Annotated in this window: 19 protein-coding genes; 16 read left to right on the top strand and 3 right to left on the bottom strand. The window is 57.5% G+C overall.

Annotated elements, in window-relative coordinates; genetic code table 11:
• Positions 1 to 4 precede the first annotated feature (4 nt).
• From K0I63_RS18185 to K0I63_RS18240, 12 genes are all read left to right on the top strand, one after another.
• A complete protein-coding gene (locus K0I63_RS18185; RefSeq protein ID WP_220043547.1) occupies positions 5 to 439 on the top strand; it encodes an acyl-CoA thioesterase in 435 nt (144 codons plus the stop codon).
• Positions 436 to 1,209 carry an outer membrane lipoprotein carrier protein LolA gene (locus K0I63_RS18190; protein ID WP_220081936.1) on the top strand — a complete coding sequence of 258 codons (774 nt, stop codon included), beginning with the start codon at positions 436 to 438 and terminating at the stop codon, positions 1,207 to 1,209. The genes K0I63_RS18185 and K0I63_RS18190 overlap by 4 nt, the downstream gene beginning before the upstream one ends.
• The gene (locus tag K0I63_RS18195; RefSeq protein ID WP_220081937.1) at positions 1,206 to 3,743 is read left to right on the top strand and encodes an MMPL family transporter; all 2,538 of its coding nucleotides are present in this window, start codon (positions 1,206 to 1,208) and stop codon (positions 3,741 to 3,743) included. The genes K0I63_RS18190 and K0I63_RS18195 overlap by 4 nt, the downstream gene beginning before the upstream one ends.
• A complete protein-coding gene (locus K0I63_RS18200) occupies positions 3,740 to 5,029 on the top strand; it encodes an NAD(P)/FAD-dependent oxidoreductase (RefSeq protein WP_220081938.1) in 1,290 nt (429 codons plus the stop codon). The genes K0I63_RS18195 and K0I63_RS18200 overlap by 4 nt, the downstream gene beginning before the upstream one ends.
• Positions 5,020 to 5,592 carry a DUF3261 domain-containing protein gene (locus tag K0I63_RS18205; RefSeq protein ID WP_220081939.1) on the top strand — a complete coding sequence of 191 codons (573 nt, stop codon included), beginning with the start codon at positions 5,020 to 5,022 and terminating at the stop codon, positions 5,590 to 5,592. The genes K0I63_RS18200 and K0I63_RS18205 overlap by 10 nt, the downstream gene beginning before the upstream one ends.
• A gap of 32 nt (positions 5,593 to 5,624) precedes the next feature.
• Positions 5,625 to 6,830 (top strand): beta-ketoacyl-[acyl-carrier-protein] synthase family protein, encoded by a 1,206-nt coding sequence (locus K0I63_RS18210; protein ID WP_220081940.1) that lies wholly within the window; start codon positions 5,625 to 5,627, stop codon positions 6,828 to 6,830.
• Positions 6,831 to 6,865: 35 nt separating this feature from the next.
• A complete protein-coding gene (locus K0I63_RS18215) occupies positions 6,866 to 7,405 on the top strand; it encodes a hotdog family protein (protein WP_434086780.1) in 540 nt (179 codons plus the stop codon).
• Complete coding sequence (locus tag K0I63_RS18220; protein ID WP_220081941.1) at positions 7,402 to 8,127, top strand: 3-ketoacyl-ACP reductase FabG2; 726 nt, start codon at positions 7,402 to 7,404, stop codon at positions 8,125 to 8,127. Before K0I63_RS18215 ends, K0I63_RS18220 begins: the two co-directional genes overlap by 4 nt.
• Complete coding sequence (locus tag K0I63_RS18225; RefSeq protein WP_220081942.1) at positions 8,127 to 9,368, top strand: beta-ketoacyl-ACP synthase; 1,242 nt, start codon at positions 8,127 to 8,129, stop codon at positions 9,366 to 9,368. The genes K0I63_RS18220 and K0I63_RS18225 overlap by 1 nt, the downstream gene beginning before the upstream one ends.
• Positions 9,369 to 9,485: 117 nt before the next feature.
• Positions 9,486 to 9,941 (top strand): GNAT family N-acetyltransferase, encoded by a 456-nt coding sequence (locus tag K0I63_RS18230; RefSeq protein ID WP_011867322.1) that lies wholly within the window; start codon positions 9,486 to 9,488, stop codon positions 9,939 to 9,941.
• A 121-nt stretch (positions 9,942 to 10,062) separates the two neighbouring features.
• Positions 10,063 to 10,401, top strand: coding sequence for a rhodanese-like domain-containing protein (locus K0I63_RS18235; RefSeq protein ID WP_220072489.1), 339 nt, complete (start codon positions 10,063 to 10,065; stop codon positions 10,399 to 10,401).
• A complete protein-coding gene (locus tag K0I63_RS18240; protein WP_220081943.1) occupies positions 10,394 to 10,579 on the top strand; it encodes a hypothetical protein in 186 nt (61 codons plus the stop codon). Before K0I63_RS18235 ends, K0I63_RS18240 begins: the two co-directional genes overlap by 8 nt.
• Positions 10,580 to 10,731: 152 nt before the next feature.
• Here the strand turns inward: K0I63_RS18240 and K0I63_RS18245 are convergent, their stop codons facing one another.
• Complete coding sequence (locus tag K0I63_RS18245) at positions 10,732 to 11,325, bottom strand: FMN-dependent NADH-azoreductase (RefSeq protein ID WP_220081944.1); 594 nt, start codon at positions 11,323 to 11,325, stop codon at positions 10,732 to 10,734.
• Positions 11,326 to 11,648: 323 nt separating this feature from the next.
• Between K0I63_RS18245 and plsB the strand changes: the two genes are divergently transcribed.
• Positions 11,649 to 14,072: a glycerol-3-phosphate 1-O-acyltransferase PlsB gene (gene plsB, locus K0I63_RS18250; RefSeq protein ID WP_220081945.1), complete on the top strand. Its 2,424-nt coding sequence runs from the start codon at positions 11,649 to 11,651 to the stop codon at positions 14,070 to 14,072.
• Positions 14,072 to 15,328 (top strand): tryptophan permease, encoded by a 1,257-nt coding sequence (gene mtr / locus K0I63_RS18255; protein WP_220081946.1) that lies wholly within the window; start codon positions 14,072 to 14,074, stop codon positions 15,326 to 15,328. Before plsB ends, mtr begins: the two co-directional genes overlap by 1 nt.
• A 72-nt stretch (positions 15,329 to 15,400) precedes the next feature.
• Here the strand turns inward: mtr and K0I63_RS18260 are convergent, their stop codons facing one another.
• On the bottom strand, positions 15,401 to 15,814 hold the full coding sequence (locus tag K0I63_RS18260) for a globin family protein (RefSeq protein ID WP_220079293.1): 414 nt from the start codon (positions 15,812 to 15,814) through the stop codon (positions 15,401 to 15,403).
• A 160-nt stretch (positions 15,815 to 15,974) separates the two neighbouring features.
• On the opposite strand from K0I63_RS18260, the gene K0I63_RS18265 reads away from it, so the two are divergent.
• Together K0I63_RS18265 and K0I63_RS18270 are read left to right on the top strand one after the other, a co-directional pair.
• Complete coding sequence (locus K0I63_RS18265; protein WP_220081947.1) at positions 15,975 to 16,754, top strand: VOC family protein; 780 nt, start codon at positions 15,975 to 15,977, stop codon at positions 16,752 to 16,754.
• Positions 16,755 to 16,913: 159 nt separating this feature from the next.
• Entirely contained in the window at positions 16,914 to 17,066 is a 153-nt protein-coding gene (locus tag K0I63_RS18270; protein ID WP_186300602.1) for a hypothetical protein, read from the top strand.
• Positions 17,067 to 17,135: 69 nt separating this feature from the next.
• Here K0I63_RS18270 and K0I63_RS18275 read toward each other — a convergent pair whose 3' ends face one another.
• Positions 17,136 to 20,279 carry an efflux RND transporter permease subunit gene (locus K0I63_RS18275; protein WP_011867329.1) on the bottom strand — a complete coding sequence of 1,048 codons (3,144 nt, stop codon included), beginning with the start codon at positions 20,277 to 20,279 and terminating at the stop codon, positions 17,136 to 17,138.
• Positions 20,280 to 20,287: the final 8 nt, after the last annotated feature.

A 20,287-nucleotide genomic window follows, 5' to 3' on the forward strand; every position in this document is an offset into this window, starting at 1 on the left:
CGAGATGAAGGCACTGCTCACCACAGAGATGGAGATGGTCATCCCCTTCCACGACGTCGACTCCATGGGGATCACCTGGCACGGTAACTATCTTAGATATTTCGAGATCGCCCGTTGTCAGCTGCTGGACGAGATCGACTACGGCTACCGCAAAATGCAAGCCTCGGGCTACGCCTGGCCCATTATCGATCTGCAGATCAAGTATGTGCAGGCCAGCACCTTCGAGCAGAGGGTCAAAGTAATCGCCAGCCTAGTGGAGTGGGAGAACCGTCTCAAGATCACCTATCAGGTGCGTGACGCCGAGACCAACCAGCGCCTGACCAAGGGTTATACCGTGCAGGCGGCGGTCGATATGGAGAGCAAGGAGCTCTGCCTGGTCACCCCGGACTGTTTCAGAGACAAGATAGCCCACCTGCTGCCCAGCGAGGCGCAGGCATGATGACCTCTTTGCTTCACCGCATCACTAGCCTTCACCGCATCGCCAGCCTTTACCGCATCGCTAAGCCCGGCCTGTTTTGCCTGCTGTTTTGTCCTGTGTTCTGCCTGAGTCTCGTTAGTTTCGTAACCCATGCAGAACAATCAACCGACTATGAGGCACTTTTTAAAGCGAGCGCGGACAATGCAGCCCTATCCAAGCTGGTGACCCGCCTGGGCGGCGGTGAGTCGGCAAGGGGCGAGTTTACCCAGTCCCGCTACCTCAAGGTGCTTAAGAAGCCGCTGGTGAGCCGCGGCGAGTTCCTGTTTCAGGACAAACTAGGGATCGCCTGGCTACAGACAGCGCCCTTTCCCTCTGGCCTGGTGCTGACGCAAAACACCCTGGTGCAGATAGATGCCGACGGCAACCGTCAGGTGAGCCACGCCGATGACAATCCACAGGCGGGCGCCATGGCGCAGATGATGCCCAAGCTGATGAGCGCCCTGCTAAGTGGCGACATCGCCCCCCTGGAGGCGCAGTTTACCCTGCATCTACAACAGCAAGCAGAGTGCTGGCAGCTGGGCCTGGAGCCGATAGATCCCCTCATCAAGCAGGCGATGCCACGCATAGTGCTACAGGGAAACGAACAACTTGAATCTCTCAGCCTGTTAGATAACCGCGGCGATCTCAGCGTGATCGAATTTAACGCCCTGGCGCAGCGTCCGTTGACGGCGGATGAGCAGGCCTATTTTAAACTCGACGCCGACCCTCGCCCCGCGACAGAGGCGAGATGATCCTTAACCTCAGCGACCGCCTGAGTCGCCTCTCTGCCAATACCCGCCTGATTATCTGGCTGGTGCTGCTGGCGGCCATGGCGCTGCTGGCCGCCCAGGCGCTGAGCCGCGGCGCCGGGGTGCAGAGTGACATTCTGGCCATGCTCCCCAAGATCCAGGAAGATCCCCTCACCCAGAGGGCGATAGACAGGGTCGAGCAGCAGCTGGCCAATCGCATCTATCTAGGGGTCGTCAGCCCGGACCAAGCCACCGCCGTCAAAGGCGCCAAGCAGCTGCTGAGTGCACTTCAGGGGGCGCCTGAGGCCTTTACCCAGGTGCAGAGCGCCGATATGCAGGGCGCCCAGGCCCTCAATCGCTTCTATTTTCCCTATCGCTTTCACCTGCTCACCGCGCAGCAGAAAGATCTGCTCGCAACTGGACAATTAGCCAAGTTAGAGGCTAATACGCTCGCCCAGCTCTACAATGCCTTCGGCTATGCCAATAGCCAACTATTGAGCCAAGACCCGCTACTGCTCTACCCCGAGCTACTGAAACAGCTCTCGCCCCAGCGCCGCCTCAAGGTAGTCGACGGCATTCTGGTAGGCCAAGAGTTAGCTCAGGACGCTAGCGCTCCAACCTCATTAAACAAAGACACTCAAGGAAGCAGCGTCGCCATCGTCATGGCGCAGGGAGTCGGTAGCGCCTTCAACCCTAAGGCGCAGGAGCTGCAGTTAGCCAGGCTAGAAGAGGCGATAAGCCAGATGCAGCAAAGCCTTGAGCCTGAGCAAGAAGTGACAGTAATAAAAGGTGGCGCCCTGTTTCATGCCGCGGCGGCAACAACACAGGCAAAGAGAGAAGTCTCCAGCCTGGGACTCGCCTCGCTGATCGGCGTGATCCTGCTGGTATGGCTGGCGTTTCGCTCTATCATGCCGCTCACCATAGCCGCGTTGACCATAGCCACCAGCCTGCTGTTCGCCCTGAGCGCGACCCTATGGATCTTCACCCAGGTTCACCTGCTCACCCTGGTATTCGGTACCAGCCTGATCGGGATCGCCATCGACTACAGCTTCCACTTCTACTGCGAACGCTTGCAAAGCCAGAAAGCCGTTTCAGGGACAGCCACTCAAACCACAGGAATAACCGCGACTGACGCCGTCGCCCGCGTGTTTCCCGCCGCCAGCCTAGCACTGCTCACCACAGTCATCGCCTACCTGGCCATTGGCCTGACGCCGTTTCCCGGCATGCAGCAGGTGGCCGTGTTCTGCGCCGCGGGACTCCTTGGCGCCTATCTGACACTGATCTTCGCCTATCCCAAGCTGGCCAATAGCGCAATGAGACCCGGCGATCGCGCGCTCGGCCTGGCGGCGCGTTATCTCAATGCCATGCAGACCATCGCGCGGCCCATTAATGGGGCCAAAGGAATAGCACTCGCCCTCGGTCTGCTACTCGTGGCTATATTTGGCCTGAATAGACTCGGGGTAAACGATGATATTCGCGCCCTGCAGCAGAGCCCTCTGAGCGTCACCCAGGGCGAGCAGCGGCTACGCCAGGTGATGAGCGGCGGCACAGATAACCAGTTTATCCTGGTTCGGGCAGAGACCGCCGAGGAACTGCTGACAAGGCTGGAGGCACTGTCGCCCACGCTCGGCTCACTGCAGCATCAGGGTGTGCTAGGTAACTCGGTTAATCTGGCCCGCTACCTGCCCAGTCAAGCAAGCCAGCAGGAAGCCTATCGCCTACAGGGGCAGATCTACCACAAGCTGCCTGAGGTGTTAGCGCGGCTGGGGCTGGACGGCGACTTGGCACCCTCCCTGATGGCGAACTTCGAGGCCAGCGCCAATGAGACCATCACCCCGGATAATTTCTTCGCCTCCCGGGCCGGTGAACTGTTCGCCCCCCTATGGCTGACGCCCGATGGGGCTCAAGCTCATGCCCAAACGCAAGCACAAACTCAAGCTCAAGCTAAAACACAGCCGAGCGATAAAACCTCTGGCAGTGACGGCGCCACATACGGCGCAATTGTCCTGCTGGGCGGCATCACAGATCTTCACGCCTTAACCCAGGCGATCAGCCCATTAAGTGGCGTATCCTTGGTGGATAAGGTGCAGGATATCTCGGATGTGATGGCCAAGTATCGCAGCCTAACCCTAAGCCTGCTAGGCCTGGCGCTTGTGGTCGCTGGGCTTATCTTCTCGCTGCGCTTCGGCCTCAAGATGGCCCTGTGTATCACGGCCGTGCCCGCCCTGGCAGCGCTGCTCACCTTGGCAGGCCTGGGATTAGCCGGCTCACCACTCACCCTGTTTCATGCACTGGCGCTGATCTTGGTCTTTGGCATAGGCGTCGACTACAGCCTGTTTTTCGCCGAGAGCCATAGAGGTGAAGGCGTGATGATGGCGGTATTCATGTCCGCCTGTTCGACCCTGATGGCCTTCGGTCTGCTGGCCTTCAGCCAGACACCGGCCATCCACTATTTCGGCCTGACATTACTCCTGGGGATAGGCCTTACCTTCGTGCTCTCCCCCTTTATTCACACATTAACAAGGATTGATAAGTGACCCCTTTCGCGCAAAAAGCCGCTCATACGGACCATTATGATGTGATAGTGATAGGTGCGGGCCCCTCAGGCAGCGTTGCCGCCAGCCTGCTGCATCAACAGGGTAAGCGTGTCTTAGTCTTGGAGAAGCAGCATTTTCCGCGCTTCTCCATCGGCGAGAGCCTACTGCCCTGCTGCATGCAGGTGATTGCCGAGGCTAATATGCTCGATGCAGTCAATCAGGCGGGGTATCAATTCAAGAACGGTGCGGCCTTTAACGCCAATGGCCGCTCGACCTACTTCGACTTTACCGACAAGTTCACCCCGGGGCCGGGCACCACCTTTCAGGTCGAGCGCGGCGACTTCGATAAGCTACTCGCCGACACGGCCGTCAGCCAAGGGGTCGAGATCCGCTATGGCCAGCGCGTCGATGCGGTCGATCTCAGCCATAAGCCCAGGCTCACCATCAGCAACGAGCAGGGAGCGAGCTATGAGCTGAGCGCCGATTACCTGCTGGATGCCAGTGGTTTCGGCCGTGTGCTGCCTCGATTGCTGGACCTGGAGCGTCCCTCTAACCTACCCAGCCGTACGGCGATATTTACCCATATCCAAGACAATATCGACAGCGTCGACATGGGCGACTACCACTTCGATCGCAACAAGATATTGATCAGCGTCCACCCGGATAATCGCGACATCTGGTATTGGCTGATCCCCTTCAGCAACGGCCGCTGCTCGCTGGGTGTGGTGGGCGAGCCTCACTTGCTGGGCGAAGAAGCCGATTTAGAGGACACAAATCTCGAGACCACAGATCTCGAGGCCACACTGATGCGCCTGGTGCGGGAAGAGCCGCGCCTCAAGCAGCTACTCAGCCGCGCCGAGATAATACGCAAGCCCGCCAAGCTGGCAGGCTACTCGGCCAACGTCAGCACCCTGGCTAGCGATAAATTTGCCCTGCTGGGCAACGCCGGTGAGTTTCTCGATCCCGTGTTCTCCTCTGGCGTCACTATCGCGATGCAATCAGCCTCTATTGCGTCTAAATGTGTCGTGAAACAGCTCAATGGTGAGCCAGTCGACTGGCAGACAGAGTATGCCCAGCCGCTGATGCGCGGCGTCGATACCTTCAGAACCTATGTGCAGGCCTGGTACGATGGCCGCTTCCAGGATGTGATCTTCTACCAGGATCCCAACCCTAAGATTAAGCAGATGATCTGCTCTATCCTGGCGGGTTACGCCTGGGACGAGAGTAACCCTTTCGTGGCGGAATCTGAGCGTCGTCTCAACATGGTGGTCGAGCTATGCCGTTAAGGGCGAGTCTCCTCATCTGCGCAGCCCTGCTACTAAGCGCCTGCGCCCACAAGCTGGACAGGCAAACCTGTATGGCCCTGGCTCAGGGGGTAGACTATTGCCTGGCGCCTCTGCCGGACTCGGCGCCCGTCAGTCAGAGCCAGCTGGTCAAACTCAAGGTGAAACAGGCCAGGCATCAGCTGCTGAGTCAGCTGGATCTGACCCCCGAGTCGCTCACCCTGGTAGGCCTGGCCCCTCTCGGACAGCCGCTGTTTACCCTCAGCTATGACGGCCAGCGGCTGATCAGCGAGCAGAGCGTCTTATTGGGAGATCAATTTAAGGCCGAGTATCTCCTTGGGCTGTTGCAATTGATATACTGGCAGCCAGAGGATGTAAATCACCATTTACAAGGCGCGACACTGGCCGACTACGCCTGTGATGCAGCCCATTGCAGAAGATTATATGCTAGCGATGGCGAGACAATCATGGATATCCGCTATAGCCGGACGAGCCCCTGGACAGCCGAAGTGACGCTAGATTTTCACCAGGCGCAGCTGACGCTGAACATCCAGCCGCTAGAGTAAACCAGAGCCTAATAGCCAAAAGAACGGACACGATGACACAGATAGCTATCACCCACCTAGGATTATGCACCCCATTGGGCGACGATCCCCAGACCGTCTTACGCCGCCTGCTCGATGGCGATACCCAGGGCATGAGGTGGCGTGACGACCTGATCCCCGAAAGCCGGGTACTGGTGGGAATGGTCACCACAGAGTTGCCGTGCATAGCACCCGAATTACAAAGATTCGACTGTCGTAACAATCAGTTACTCCAGCGCGCCGCCGAGCAGATCGCCCCGGCGGTCGAGGCGGCCAAGACCCAATACGGCGCGGATCGCATAGGTATAGTGCTAGGCACCAGCACCTCGGGTATCGCCAGGGGCGAGAAGGCCCTGGCCTACCGCGCAGAGCACGGGGTATTGCCCGCCGATTACCTCTACTCCAAGCAGGAGCTAGGTAACAGCTGTGATTTTCTGCAGCACTATTTCGACCTCGCAGGTCCCTGCTATACGGTATCGACCGCCTGCTCATCCAGCGCCAAGGTATTCGCCAGCGCCAAGCGCCTGCTCCAGGCCGGCGTCTGCGACATGGTGATCGTCGGCGGGGCCGACAGCCTGTGTAAGCTGACCCTGAACGGCTTCCACTCGCTGGAATCTGTCTCCAAGGCCCATTGCCAACCCTTTAGCCGCAACCGCGATGGCATCAACATCGGTGAGGGAGCGGCGCTATTTACCCTAACCTTAGGCGAGGCCGAGCTGATGCTCGCGGGTGTGGGGGAGTCCAGCGACGCCCACCATATCTCCTCGCCTCATCCAGAGGGCGATGGCGCCGTGGTCGCCATCGAGATGGCGCTCAAGGATGCAGCTATCGCCCCGTCACAGGTGGGCTACATCAACCTACACGGCACGGCGACCATAAAGAATGATGCCATGGAGAGTCGCGCCCTGCTCAAGGTGTTCGGCGAGCAGCTGCCACCAGTGAGTTCTACTAAGCCGCTCACCGGCCATGCTCTTGGCGCCGCCGGTGCCCTGGAGGCAGCCTTCTGCCTCCTACTCCTATCAGATCTAAATAAAGATCACGGGCTGCCGCCCCAAGTGGGAGACGGCCTGTGGGATGGCGACAACCCGGCACTGCCCTTCGTATCACAGGGGCACAGCACTCGGCCTGAGAATGCCAGGCTCGAATATGTCATGAGCAACTCCTTTGCCTTTGGCGGCAGCAATGCCAGCGTCATCTTCTGCCGGGGAGCCAAGCGATAATGTCAACGCAAGATTTACAGCCAGATTCACTTACTATGTCTGATCCACAAGCTATGTCTGAGCCACAAGCTATGCCACAGCCAAACACAGCGCTTACCGAGATCCCGCTTGAACAGGTGCTGCCACACCGCGCACCTATGATCTTGATCGACAAGCTGCTCGAGCAGGCGCCAGACACCCTGATTACCGAGGTGAGCATAAGCACAAACAGCGCCTATTTCGACGCTGCCAGCCAGTCTGTGCCTAACTATGTGGGCATAGAATATATGGCCCAGAGCATCGCCGCCCTCGCAGGCCTGGAGGCCAGCGCCCGAGGCGAACCCATTCGTGTCGGCTTCCTGCTCGGCACGCGCAAATTAACATTCGCAATCCCCGCCTACCGACTCGGTGAGCGTTACCAGACCCGGGTCAGCCGCCTCTATCAGGAAGATAACGGTCTGGCGGTGTTTGATTGTAAAATATTCCACAACAATCAACTTGTGGCAGAGGCTAATGTCAATGTATTCCAGCCTCAAGACACCCAGGCCTATATCTTGGAGAGCCAGGCGGGTACAGAAGAAGAGAAAGCAAGATGAATAAACGTGTATTGATCACAGGTGCCAGTCGCGGCATCGGCAAGGCCATCGCCCTTAAGCTGGCCGAGACAGGCTATGATATCGCCCTGCATTTCCACAGCAATCAGGCGGCGGCCGATGCAACCCAGACAGAGCTCGAGGCATTGGGGGCCAAGGTGAGCCGCCTCCAGTTTGACGTGGCGAACCGCGCCGGCGTCAAGGCTGCCATAGAGGCCGATATCGACCAGCACGGCGCCTACTATGGCGTGGTGCTCAACGCTGGGATCACCCGGGACACAGCCTTTCCTGCCATGAGCGACGAGGAGTGGGACGGGGTGATCCACACCAACCTGGACGGCTTCTACAACGTAATCCACCCCTGCACCATGCCGATGATCCAGTCACGCCAGGGCGGGCGCATCATCACCATGGCGTCTGTCTCAGGCATCGCGGGTAACCGTGGCCAGGTCAACTACAGCGCCTCCAAGGCGGGCATCATAGGCGCTACCAAGGCGCTGAGCCTGGAGCTGGCCAAACGTAAGATCACGGTCAACTGCATCGCCCCCGGGCTGATAGAGACAGACATGGTGGAGTCGTTCCCCCAGGAGATGGTCAAGGAGCTGGTACCTATGCGCCGCATGGGCAAGGCCTCGGAGATCGCCGGACTGGCCAACTTCCTCATGTCTGATGACGCGGCCTACATCACCCGCCAGGTGATCTCGGTAAATGGTGGCATGATCTGATGAAGAACAAGACTCGACGCGTAGTGATCACCGGCGCCGGCGGCGTCACCGCCCTGGGCCACGACTGGCCAAGCATCGCCCAGCGCCTGCAGGCCAAAAAAAATTGTGTGCAGCGCATAGACGAGTGGGACAGGTTCGACGGACTCAATACGCGTCTGGCCGCGCCGGTCACAGACTTTGAGCGCCCGAGCCACTATTCGCGCAAGAAGATCCGCTCCATGGGGCGCGTCTCTGTCATGGCGGCCTGGGCCAGCGAGAAGGCGCTGATGGATGCCAACCTACTGGACGATCCCATAGTGACCTCAGGTGCCATGGGCATTGCCTATGGCTCCTCCACCGGCAGTACGGATCCCATCATCGCCTTCGGCGACATGCTCAAAGAGGGCGACATGTCTGGGGTCACGGCCACCAGCTATATCCGCATGATGGCCCATACCACTGCGGTCAACGTCGGTGTCTTCTTCGGCCTCAAGGGCCGGGTACACACCACCAGCAGCGCCTGCACCTCGGGCAGTCAGGGCATAGGCTACGCCTATGAGGCGATCAAATATGGTCAGCAGGATCTTATGTTGGCCGGCGGCGCCGAGGAGCTCTGCCCCACCGAGGCCGTGGTGTTCGATACCCTGTTTGCCACCAGCACCAAGAATGACAGCCCAAGTGAGACGCCGAGCCCCTTCGATCGCGACAGAGACGGCCTGGTGATCGGCGAAGGCGCCTGTACCCTGGTACTGGAAGAGCTGGAACATGCCAAGGCCCGCGGCGCTAAGATCTACGCCGAGCTAGTGGGCTTCGGCACCAACTCTGATGGCCTGCATGTCACTCAGCCTAACGCTGATACCATGGAGGTGGCGATTCGCCTGGCCCTGAAGGATGCCGACTTAGACGCCGACAAGATAGGCTATGTCAATGCTCATGGCACAGCCACTGATCGCGGCGACATCGCCGAGACCCAGGCCACTCAGGCGGTGTTTGGCGAACGCATGCCCATCTCCTCTCTCAAGAGCTACACGGGCCATACCTTAGGCGCGTGCGGCGCTCTGGAGGCCTGGCTCAGTGTCGAGATGATGAATGCCGGCTGGTTTGCCCCCACCCTCAACCTCAAGCATATCGATCCCGCCTGTGGTCAACTGGACTACATCAAGGATGAGGTTCGCCGGCTCACTACCGACTATGTGATGAGCAACAACTTCGCCTTCGGCGGTATCAACACCTCGCTGATCTTCAAGCGCTGGCAAGACTAACATCGAAACAACCGCCACGGATGATCGCGACCGAGTCATAAGACTCATCGCGGTCGTCGGCGGCTGGCACAGGCTTTGCTGAGGCTTAGGGTCCCTAATTACAAGATGGAGCTTAAGATGCAATTTGTGCTCGGAGTCGTCAGCCACGCCAGCGTCGTCAAGATGCTAGAACAACACCTGGAAGATATGTATGCCACCTCGCCGCCAGAGAGTGTGCACGCTTTAGATTTAAGCGAATTAAAACAAGACGATATTAGATTTTGGACCCTATGGGAGGCCGACCGACTCTGCGGCTGCGGCGCCATCAAACGCCTCTCGCCCGAGCATGGCGAGCTCAAGTCGATGCGGGTCGCCAACTACTATCGCCAACGTGGCATAGGCGAGCGGATCTTGCACCATCTTCAGGCAGATGCCGCCCAAAATGGGATGACGCGCCTCAGCCTGGAAACAGGCAGCATGGGCTTCTTCCTTCCAGCCCGGCGCCTGTACCAGAAATTTGGTTTCGTCGAGTGCGCCCCCTTCGGCCGCTACCAAGATGATCCCAACAGCGTCTTCATGACCAAGCGGCTCTGACATAACACTGGTTTGCACATCGCTGGCACTTGGCTTGCGCTTAACTTGCACTCGGCTATCAATTAGAATAATCTTATTGAAGTAAATCTTATAGACTCGATTCTAATTGTAGGGGCAAATCATGTTTCAATCTCTCTTAGCCAAGCTATCTGGCAGCCATCCCGCCGAGCAATGCTGGCAACTGATCGAACAGGGCGTACAGGTTATCGATGTACGCTCTCCCCAGGAGTATGCTGGCGGCCACCTGCCAAATGCACTCAATGTCCCCCTAGATCAACTGGCCCAGTGGCTGACCCAGCACAGCGATAAGCAGACCCCCTTCGTACTCTACTGCGGCGCGGGGATCCGTGCCCAGAAGGGTTGCGACATCTTAAGGGCCAACGGCTTTAGCTGTGCCATCAATGGTGGCGCCCTCAAAGATCTGCTCTGCTATCAGCCACAAAGCCTCGCCAATGGCTAACACCGAAACTCGACCTGAAACCGAGCTGCCAATTCCTCAGGCCAAACACTCGGCTCCAGAAACGCCCAGGCCCAGATACCAGTTCAGCGCCAATCGCACGAATGGGCACCATAGGGTGCGCTATGTGGAAACCAGCCAACAGAGTGACGAGTGCACCCTTTGTGAGCTGGCGCAATAGTCGTTAGCTCAATAGTCTTAAGCTAGGTAGGCGTTAACAGAATAGTCGTTAGCTAGATAAAAAAAGGCGCTCACCGATGTGAGTGCCCTAACCTAGAGATGGGTTAAATGTGGTTGACGATGAAAACCATGGGCAACTAGCGCCCGAAAAACTTAAGCTACCAGCTGCTCTATGCTCTGCTTGGCCTGGCTGATCCCCTGCTCATTCGCTTCTGGCCCCATGTTGAGGGCTTCGCCGTAAACGGTTTCCACCTCGTCGATACCGATGAAACCAAGCACTGTCTTGAGGTAAGGCACCACGTGGTCGCTCGCACCATTCTTGTGTACGCCGCCGCGAGTGGTTACCAAAACCGCACGCTTACCTTCTACTAGGCCTTTAGGGCCGTTCTCTGTGTAGGTGAAGGTCACGCCGGCACGGGCCACCAGATCGATCCAGTTTTTCAGCTGAGTCGGAATGCTGAAGTTATACATAGGGGCGGCGATAACCAGTGTGTCGTGCGCCTTCAACTCGGCCACCAACTCGTCTGACAGGGCCAACACCTCTTGTTGGCGTGGGCTCAGCTCGTCACCACCACGTAGCCCCATGGCAATCTCGCCATCGAGTACAGGCAGTGGCTGCGCCGCCAGATCCCTGACCGTTACCTCGGCGCCCTGACCCTGCCAGTGTTGCTGCAGGTGGTCGATCAGCTTAGCCGATTGTGAGTAGTCCCCTAAGATGCTTGATTTCAATACCAGTACTTTTGCCATAATCTGCTCCAATTCAAATCTCTGTTACAACCAATTGAGGCCAGTTTATCCACCATTTAACCGAAAGATAAGCGCATTAAATGCGAAAGTAAGTTCGATTTAATTGAAAGGTTTGACAATCGGAGAAATTTGAATAGACGGCAGAGATACGGCTAAGCCTCTCAGCCACTGGGGTTGGCGCACACCTAAGGCCGATGGGAGATGAAACTCGAGCCTGAGCGGCTGTGATCTCGGCTAACGGACGGCAAGACAAATTAGGAACCCCTAACCATTTTCTGGTATTCTATGCCGTTATTAAACATGACTCCTATGCATAAAGAATAATGTCCAAACAAGACTCTCTTTGGTTTAAATCCTTACGTTGGATCCAGAAGAAACTCGTGCACACCATAGTGGTGCCTCAGGATCCCTTTGCCGATCTCAACCTGGATTCAGACAGACCCCTGGTCTATGTGATGAAGACAGAATCGATCAGTGACATCGCCGCACTGAGCGAGGTAACCGACCGACTCGGCCTGCCCAGCCCCTATCAGAGCCTGGATGTCGAGGGTGAACAGGCGCCGCGAGTCGTCTGTGTCGAAGGAGCCAAGCCGCTATTTGGCGAACGCGAAGGCAACGAGTTTTACCTCGAAAGCTTCTCGCGCCTGCTGAGCGCCCACAAGAAACATCCTGAGCTGGATATTCAGCTGGTGCCCGTCAGTCTCTACTGGGGTCGCACCCCAGGCAAGGAAGATGACAGCATGAAGGCCGCGGTGCTGGAGCGTGAGAGCCCCACCTGGCTACGTAAGTGCCTGATGATCCTCTTCCTCGGCCGCCACAACTTTGTGCAGTTTTCTAATGCCATGTCACTGCGCTACATGGCCGATGAGCACGGCACCGACAAGCGCATCGCCCAGAAGCTGGCACGCGTGGCCAGGGTGCACTTCAGCCGTCAACGTAAGGTGATGACAGGCCCAGTACTGCCTAACCGCCAGAACCTGTTCCACGCCCTGCTGAAATCCGAGTCGATGAAGAAGGCGATTCTGGAAGAGGCTCAGAGCAAGAAGATCTCCGAGGCCAAGGCCCGCGAGACCGCCATGGAATACTTAGACGAGATCGCCGCCGACTATTCAGACAGCCTGGTGCGTATCGCCGAGCGTTTCCTCACCTGGCTGTGGAACAAGCTCTACAAGGGGATCAACATCAAGGGCGCCGAGCAGATCCGTCAGCTGCACCACGACGGCCACGAAATCGTCTACGTACCCTGTCATCGTAGCCACATGGACTACCTGCTGCTCTCATATATTCTCTATTACCAAGGCATGGTACCGCCCCATATCGCCGCCGGTATCAACCTCAACTTCTGGCCCGCCGGCCCCATGTTCCGCCGCGGTGGCGCCTTCTTTATTCGTCGCAGTTTCCGCGGCAACAAGCTCTACACCGCGGTATTCCGTGAGTACCTAGATCAGCTCTTTGCCAAGGGTTATTCGGTCGAGTACTTCACCGAGGGCGGCCGCTCACGTACCGGTCGCCTGCTGGCACCTAAGACGGGCATGATCGCTATGACACTCAACAGCGTGCTGCGCGGTGTCGAGCGCCCCGTCACCCTGGTTCCCGTCTATCTGGGCTACGACCATGTGATGGAGGTAGCGACCTATCACAAGGAGCTGAGCGGTAAGAAGAAGCAGAAAGAATCTGTATGGCAGGTATTTGGCGCCATACGTAAGCTGGGCAACTTCGGCCAGGGCTATGTTAACTTCGGTGAGCCTATTACCCTGCATACCTACCTCAACGAGCAGGTGCCCGAGTGGCGCGAAGAGCTGGCCCAGGATCCCGAGCAGAAGCCGAGCTGGCTGACCCCTGTGGTCAACACCCTGGCTAACCGCGTCATGACCCGTATCAACGATGCCGCCGCCGTCAGCTCTATCACCCTGACCAGCCTGGTGCTGTTGGCCTCTGAGCAGAATGCCCTGCAGCGCAGCCAGCTTGAGAAGCAGCTGGATCTCTACCTGTCGCTGCTCAAGAGCGTGCCTTACACGGGTTACACCTCAGTGGTCGAAGGCGACGGTGCCAAGCTTATCGCCCAGGGCCTGGAGCTGAAGAAGCTCAAGCTGGACAGCGACCCCCTGGGTGACATCATCTCCATCGATGAGAGCCTGGCGATTGCCATGACCTACTATCGCAACAACATCATCCACCTGTTGGTGATCCCATCCTTGATCGCCAGCTGCCTGACCCGCCAGGATGAATGTAGCCGCGACGAGATCATCGCCACGGTGAAAGATTTCTACCCGCTGCTGCAGGCTGAGCTGTTTATGGGAATCGATAACCTCGAGACCTATGTGAACCAGCTGCTGGATCAGCTACTGGCCGAAGGCTTAATCGACGAAGATAAGCATTTCAGCGTCAAGCCAGACGGTCTCAACCAGTTGTTGCTGCTGGCCGGTACCATCAGCGAGACCATGCAGCGCTACGCCATCATCTTCAACCTGCTGGCGGCCTCGCCTAAGATTGAGCGCTCAGAGCTCGAGAGCGACAGCCACCAGCTGGCACAGCGTCTGGGCGCACTCCATGGCATCACGGCTCCAGAGTTCTATGACAAGAAACTCTACGGCACCCTGAGCGTCAAGCTCAAGGAGCTGGGTTACCTGGCCGATGACAGCCACAGCGAAGATGTCCAGCGTATCCGCACCCGGGCCAACAGCCTGTTAAGGAGCTCGGTTAGACAGACCATAGTCGACAGTGTCGCCGCGGAGCATCAAGCCTAATGGCCAATCATATGAATGCGGCCAAGCATAAGGCCTCGGGTAAGTCGCTGCTGGGCGGCGCCATGATCATCGCAGGTACTGCCGTGGGCGCGGGTATGTTCTCCCTGCCAGTGGTCGGCGCAGGCATGTGGTTTAGCTACTCAGTGCTCATGATGCTGGGCGTCTGGTTCTGCATGCTGGTCTCTGGCCTACTGCTACTGGAGACCAACCTGCACTATGAGCCGGGTGCCAGTTTCGATACCCTCACCCGGGATACCCTGGGTAACTTCTGGCGTATCGTCAACGGCCTCTCTATCGCCTTCGTGCTCTATATTCTGGCCTATGCCTATATCAGTGGCGGCGGATCTATCGTCAACCACAGCCTAAGTAGCTTAGGGGTAGAGCTGCCCCAGAGTTTCGCCGGCCTGGTGTTTGCGGTTGGCCTGGCGATTATCGTCTTTATCAGCACCAAAGCGGTGGATCGCATCACCACCATAATGCTGGGCGGGATGATCATCACCTTCTTCCTCGCCATAGGGAATCTGCTTATCGAGGTGGAACCCGCCAAGCTGTTCGTGCCCGATGGTGAGGCCAGTTATCTGCCCTATATGCTGGCCGCCATCCCCTTCGGTCTGGTGAGTTTCGGCTATCACGGCAACGTCCCCAGCCTGGTGAAATACTATGGCAAGGACCCAGGCACTATCGTCAAGGCGATCACCTTAGGTACCCTCATCGCCTTCGTGATCTACCTGTGCTGGCTGGTCGCCACCATGGGAAACATCACTCGCAGCGGCTTTGTCGAGGTGATTGCCCAGGGCGGTAACATGGGCGTGCTGGTCGCGGCGCTCTCAGATGTGATGGCCAGCGACTGGCTGACCACTATGCTGACCCTGTTTGCCAATCTGGCGGTGGCCTCCTCCTTCCTGGGGGTGACCCTTGGGCTGTTCGACTATCTCGCCGACCTGTTTGGCTTCGATGAGTCACGTACGGGACGCCTCAAGACGGCGGCAGTGACCTTCCTGCCACCGACTGTGTTAGGTCTGCTGTTCCCCAACGGCTTTTTAATCGCCATCGGCTTTGCCGCCCTGGCCGCCACAGTATGGGCCGCCATAGTGCCGGCCCTGATGGCCTATCGCGCCAGACAGATGTTCCCAGACAGCCAGAGTTTCAGGGTGCCGGGCGGCACTGTAGTTATCGCCATAGTGATCTTCTACGGCCTGTTGACCGCGGCCTGTCACCTGCTTGCCATGGCAGATCTGCTGCCCATGTACGGCTAGATCTAACGGGTTATCTCCGAAACAGAAAAAAGGCGCTCGATGAGCGCCTTTTTTCTTTATTTAAGTCACAAATTACCTGTCCAGCAGCGGCTTCATGGTATCAGCCACCAGATGAATTACCGCCACCCAGGCCTCGCGCACCTCGCGGGTATAGGCCTCCCCCAGACCAGTCTTCAGAGTATAGAGCAGGGCGTTGCCCACAGGGGTAAAGTGGGACTGTTTAACGCCATAGGCTTGGTGGCGACGTGCCAGCTCATGCAGCTGAGGTACCAAGGCATCGAGATCTGTCAGTCCCTCCACCGCCGCCTTCAACATGGCCATCAACTTACGTCCCTGAGACCGAATGTCTTGCTTAAACAGGGGCCGCAGATTGGGGTCTATCTGAAACAGGGCATCGTAAAAAATTGCCGCCGCCTGCTCGCTGATCGGCTCGACCTGTTTAAATGAGGTTTGTACAAGATCTATCTGGGTGGACGTCAGGCTCATCGAAACTCCCTCTTCGCAATAACTCTCTATTCGCAATAACTCTCCCCACAGCATAGACATAAATGGCAAAACAGGCTTAACTAAATTGATATCACGACAGATTTTTCATTAGGGAAGGTGCGAACAAGTCGTCGCACCTTCCTTAACAAAGGACTCAAAGATGAAGATTACTAGCTATCAACATGGCGACCCCTGTTGGATCGAATTGGCCAGTCACGAGGCCGCCTCGGGTAAACATTTCTACAGCGCGCTGTTTGACTGGCAGCTCAAGGATATGCCGATCCCCGACGGTGTCTATACCATGTTTGCCATCGAAGATGACGACATAGGGGCCATGTATCAGCTGCCGCAAAATATGATCGACGACAAGGTGCCAACCCACTGGAGCATCTACTTCGCCGTCGATGATCTCGAGGCTAGCCTGGAGGCAGTTATAGCTAACGGTGGCCAGGTGATCCTAGGTCCCCACAGCGTGGGCGATGCGGGCAAGATGGCCCAATGCCTGGATCCCGAAGGCGCCAGCTTCTCCCTCTGGCAGGCCGGCGCCCATATCGGCTCTATGCGCATGGGCGAGGCAAACACCCTCTGCTGGGCCGAACTCTGCTGTCGTGATACCGCTAGAGCCCAGGCCTTCTACACTAAGGTTATGGGCTGGCAGGTGCGCGAGTCGCAGATGGAAGACTTCACCTATTATGAATGGCTCCAAGGCGAGCGCGCCGTCGGTGGCATGATGGCCATGACCGAGGAGTGGGGCGATATGCCACCACACTGGATGCCCTACATCATGGTAGATAACTGCGATGCCACGGTCGCCAAGGCCACTGAGATAGGCGGTCAGGTGTGTGTGCCGCCGACGGACATACCCGAGGTGGGACGCTTCTCTGTGATCAACGACCCCCAGGGCGGCACTCTGTCAGTCATAAGACTCAACATGACCTAAATCTCTAGTAGTAAAGCGCTAATCTTGAGTCGGGATGGGGATCCGGCATTGTTTTAACCCTTTGTTTTGGTTAGGTTCGTAACATTGCGAATTTATTTTGGCAATGTTGTTAACTACTAATCAGGGATGTAAACCATGCTTAAAAAATGGATGCCTATCATGGCGACGACTCTCGTTATCGGCCTTAGCGGTTGTGCGTCAACCCAAGAGTCAGATACAGAAACCACCGCCGACAACGGCAGCACCAAGGCTAGCCAGCAGTGTAAGAAAGTACGCTCAACCGGCTCCAACATAGGCCGTTGTCAGAAATAACGGTTACCAGATAGAAAAAAGCACTGCGATTGCAGTGCTTTTTTGTACCTAAACTAATCAATATCCGAATCAAGCCTCGGCAGAGTGCTTGAGGCGACGACCATAGATCAGCAGATAGAGGGCCGGCAGCACGAACAGCGACAGCAACGGCGCTGTGATCATGCCGCCCACCATAGGCGCGGCGATCTTCTGCATCACATCGTTACCCGAGCCCGCACCCCACATGATGGGCAAGAGGCCGAAGAAGATGGTCGCTACCGTCATCGCCTTGGGACGAATACGCATCACGGCACCTTCTATTAGGGCCTCCTTGAGATCTGCCACATACTCGTAGCCGCCAGTGTCTTTACGGTGCTTGATGGCATTATTGAGATAGACCAACATCACCACCCCAAATTCCGCCGCCACCCCGGCCAGCGCAATCATCCCTACCGCCACGGCCACCGACATGTTGAAGTCCAGCGCGAACAGCAACCAGGTGCTGCCCACCAAGGCGAAAGGCAGACTCAACATGATGATAGAGGCCTGAAGTGGCGAGCCGAAGGTCATCATCAGCAGGATGAAGATCACCCCGAGGGCCATAGGGATCACCTTCTTCAGCTTGGCATCGACCCGCTGCATATACTCATACTGGCCGGCGAAGCTGTAGCTATATCTCGGTGGTACCTTGAGCTGCTGATCCAGCGCTGATTTGGCCTCATCGATATACTCGCCGATCGAGGTGTTTTGAATATCCACAAACACCCAGGAGATCAGGCGGCCGTTCTCACTCTTGAGCATAGGCGCGCCGTCGGTGATCTCGATATCCGCCAGGTTGCGCAGCGGCAAATAGTGACCCGACTTAGTGATCACCGGCAGCTCCCTGAGCTTCTCGATATTGTCCCTCAGCGCCCGCGGATAACGCAGATTAATCGGGTAACGCTCGGCCCCTTGAATCGACTCGCCGATATCCATGCCGCCGATGGCGTAACGCACCACGTCCTGAATGTCGGTCAGTGTCATGCCGTAGCGTGAGGCCACATCCAGCTTGGGCGTGATATCCACGTAACGGCCACCGCCCACCCGCTCGGCATAGGCCGACTTGGTATTGGGCAGCTGGCTGAGGATCGCCTCGATATCGGCCCCCACCTTCTGCAGCTCGTTGACGTCGGCGCCGGTGATCTTGATCCCCACAGGGGTCTTGATACCGGTAGAGAGCATGTCGATACGCGTCTTGATCGGTTGCACCCAGGCGTTAGTCAGACCAGGCACCTTGACCGTCTTCTGCAGCTGATCGATCACCCCTTGGAGGTCGACGCCCTCACGCCACTCCTCTCTTGGCTTGAGCATGATAGTGGTTTCCAGCATGGTGAGCGGCGCGGGGTCGGTCGCCGTCTCGGCGCGTCCCACCTTACCGAAGACCCGCTTCACCTCGGGCACCGTCTTGATCAGCCTGTCTGTCTGTTGCAGCACCTCGGCCGCCTTACTGGCGCTGATGCCAGGCAGGGCCGTCGGCATGTAGAGGAGATCTCCCTCCTCCAGCTCAGGCATGAACTCGCTACCCATCTTGGTCACAGGGTACCAGGCGCTGCCCAGGGCGATCACCGCCAGCATCAGGGTGATCTTGGGGAAGCGCAGCACCATATTGAGCGCAGGCTTATAGAGGGCAATCAACACACGGCTGATGGGATTGCTGGTCTCCTTGGGGATCTTGCCGCGAATAAAGTAGCCCATCAGGATAGGTACTAAAGTGATCGATAAAATCGCCGCCGCGGCCATGGCAAAGGTCTTGGTATAGGCCAGCGGGCTAAACAGGCGCCCCTCCTGGGCTTCCAGGGCAAACACGGGCACGAAGCTCAGGGTGATGATCAGCAGCGAGAAGAACAGCGCCGGGCCCACCTCGATGGACGCCTTGGCGACGATATGCCAGTGCTCCTTGTTGTCCGGATCCCTGCGATACTCGTCCTTAAAGTGCTCCAGATGCTTATGCATGTTCTCGATCATCACGATGGCACCATCCACCACGGCACCGATAGCGATAGCGATACCGCCCAGGCTCATTATGTTGGCGTTCACCCCCATCTTATTCATCACGATGAAGGCGATCAGAATCGACAGTGGCAGGGTGATCACCGCAACCAGGGTCGAGCGGGCATGGAGCAGGAACAGCAGACACACCAAGCCTACCACCAGCATCTCTTCGATCACCTTGTGGAACAGGTTGTCCACCGACTTGTTGATCAGCTCAGATCTGTCATAGGTGGGAATGATCTCAACCCCTTGTGGCAGACCCGCCTTGAGCTGCTCCAGCTTAGCCTTGACCGCATCTATGGTGGCCAGGGCGTTTTCGCCGTAGCGCATCACGATAATGCCGCCGACCACCTCGCCTTCACCATCTAGCTCGGCAATACCGCGCCTTGAGGCAGGTCCCTTACGCACGGTCGCCACATCTTTGAGTAGCAAAGCGGTGCCAGACGGGCTGGTGACCCCTAGGGGAATCTCCCTGAAATCATCCAACGTCTGACGATAGCCCTTGGCGCGCACCATATACTCGGCCTCGGCCATCTCGATCACTGAGCCGCCCGCCTCGGTATTGGACTTGTTGATGGCGTTCTTCACCGCGGCAATATCCAGCTTGTAGATGGCCAGCTTGTCGGGTTCGATCACTATCTGGTAGGTCTGTTCCATGCCGCCGACGGTCGCCACCTCGGATACCCCGGCCACGCTTTGTAGCTCTAGCTTGAGATACCAGTCCTGCAGGCTCTTGAGCTGTGAGAGATCCAGGTTACCGGAGCGATCAACCAGGGCATATTCGTAGATCCAGCCCACCCCCGATGCGTCTGGCCCCAGCGATGGCTGAAGCCCCTGAGGCAAGCGGCTGCTGACCTGGCTCAGGTATTCCAGCACCCGTGACCGCGCCCAGTAGATATCTGTGCCATCTTCGAAGATCACATAAACATAGGAGTCACCGAAGAAGGAGTAACCCCGCACCGTCTTGGCACCGGGTACCGCCAACATGGCGGTCGACAGAGGGTAGGTCACCTGCTCTTCCACTAGCTTAGGTGCCTGACCTGGGTAAGGCGTCTTGATGATCACCTGCACATCCGACAAATCCGGCAGCGCATCCAGGGGAGTCTTTCTCAGCTCCTGCACGCCCCAGACAGTGATCATCAGTGCGATGATCAACACCATCAATCGCTGGGCGATGGAGGCCTCGATAATTTTCTTTAACATAGCGCCCC

It is taken from the genome of Shewanella rhizosphaerae, from assembly GCF_019457655.1.
In the GTDB taxonomy this organism is placed as follows: domain Bacteria; phylum Pseudomonadota; class Gammaproteobacteria; order Enterobacterales; family Shewanellaceae; genus Shewanella; species Shewanella loihica.

Bases quoted from the DNA above. Each gene is read 5' to 3' on its own strand.
- K0I63_RS18240 (WP_220081943.1), top strand. From the start codon at position 10,394: ATGGCTAACACCGAAACTCGACCTGAAACCGAGCTGCCAATTCCTCAG.
- K0I63_RS18220 (WP_220081941.1), top strand. From the start codon at position 7,402: ATGAATAAACGTGTATTGATCACAGGTGCCAGTCGCGGCATCGGCAAG.
- K0I63_RS18235 (WP_220072489.1), top strand. From the start codon at position 10,063: ATGTTTCAATCTCTCTTAGCCAAGCTATCTGGCAGCCATCCCGCCGAG.
- plsB (WP_220081945.1), top strand. From the start codon at position 11,649: ATGTCCAAACAAGACTCTCTTTGGTTTAAATCCTTACGTTGGATCCAG.
- K0I63_RS18205 (WP_220081939.1), top strand. From the start codon at position 5,020: ATGCCGTTAAGGGCGAGTCTCCTCATCTGCGCAGCCCTGCTACTAAGC.
- K0I63_RS18210 (WP_220081940.1), top strand. From the start codon at position 5,625: ATGACACAGATAGCTATCACCCACCTAGGATTATGCACCCCATTGGGC.
- K0I63_RS18195 (WP_220081937.1), top strand. From the start codon at position 1,206: ATGATCCTTAACCTCAGCGACCGCCTGAGTCGCCTCTCTGCCAATACC.
- K0I63_RS18265 (WP_220081947.1), top strand. From the start codon at position 15,975: ATGAAGATTACTAGCTATCAACATGGCGACCCCTGTTGGATCGAATTG.
- K0I63_RS18225 (WP_220081942.1), top strand. From the start codon at position 8,127: ATGAAGAACAAGACTCGACGCGTAGTGATCACCGGCGCCGGCGGCGTC.
- K0I63_RS18215 (WP_434086780.1), top strand. From the start codon at position 6,866: ATGTCTGATCCACAAGCTATGTCTGAGCCACAAGCTATGCCACAGCCA.
- K0I63_RS18190 (WP_220081936.1), top strand. From the start codon at position 436: ATGATGACCTCTTTGCTTCACCGCATCACTAGCCTTCACCGCATCGCC.
- K0I63_RS18270 (WP_186300602.1), top strand. From the start codon at position 16,914: ATGGCGACGACTCTCGTTATCGGCCTTAGCGGTTGTGCGTCAACCCAA.
- K0I63_RS18230 (WP_011867322.1), top strand. From the start codon at position 9,486: ATGCAATTTGTGCTCGGAGTCGTCAGCCACGCCAGCGTCGTCAAGATG.
- K0I63_RS18260 (WP_220079293.1), bottom strand. From the start codon at position 15,814: ATGAGCCTGACGTCCACCCAGATAGATCTTGTACAAACCTCATTTAAA.
- K0I63_RS18245 (WP_220081944.1), bottom strand. From the start codon at position 11,325: ATGGCAAAAGTACTGGTATTGAAATCAAGCATCTTAGGGGACTACTCA.
- mtr (WP_220081946.1), top strand. From the start codon at position 14,072: ATGGCCAATCATATGAATGCGGCCAAGCATAAGGCCTCGGGTAAGTCG.
- K0I63_RS18185 (WP_220043547.1), top strand. From the start codon at position 5: ATGAAGGCACTGCTCACCACAGAGATGGAGATGGTCATCCCCTTCCAC.
- K0I63_RS18275 (WP_011867329.1), bottom strand. From the start codon at position 20,279: ATGTTAAAGAAAATTATCGAGGCCTCCATCGCCCAGCGATTGATGGTG.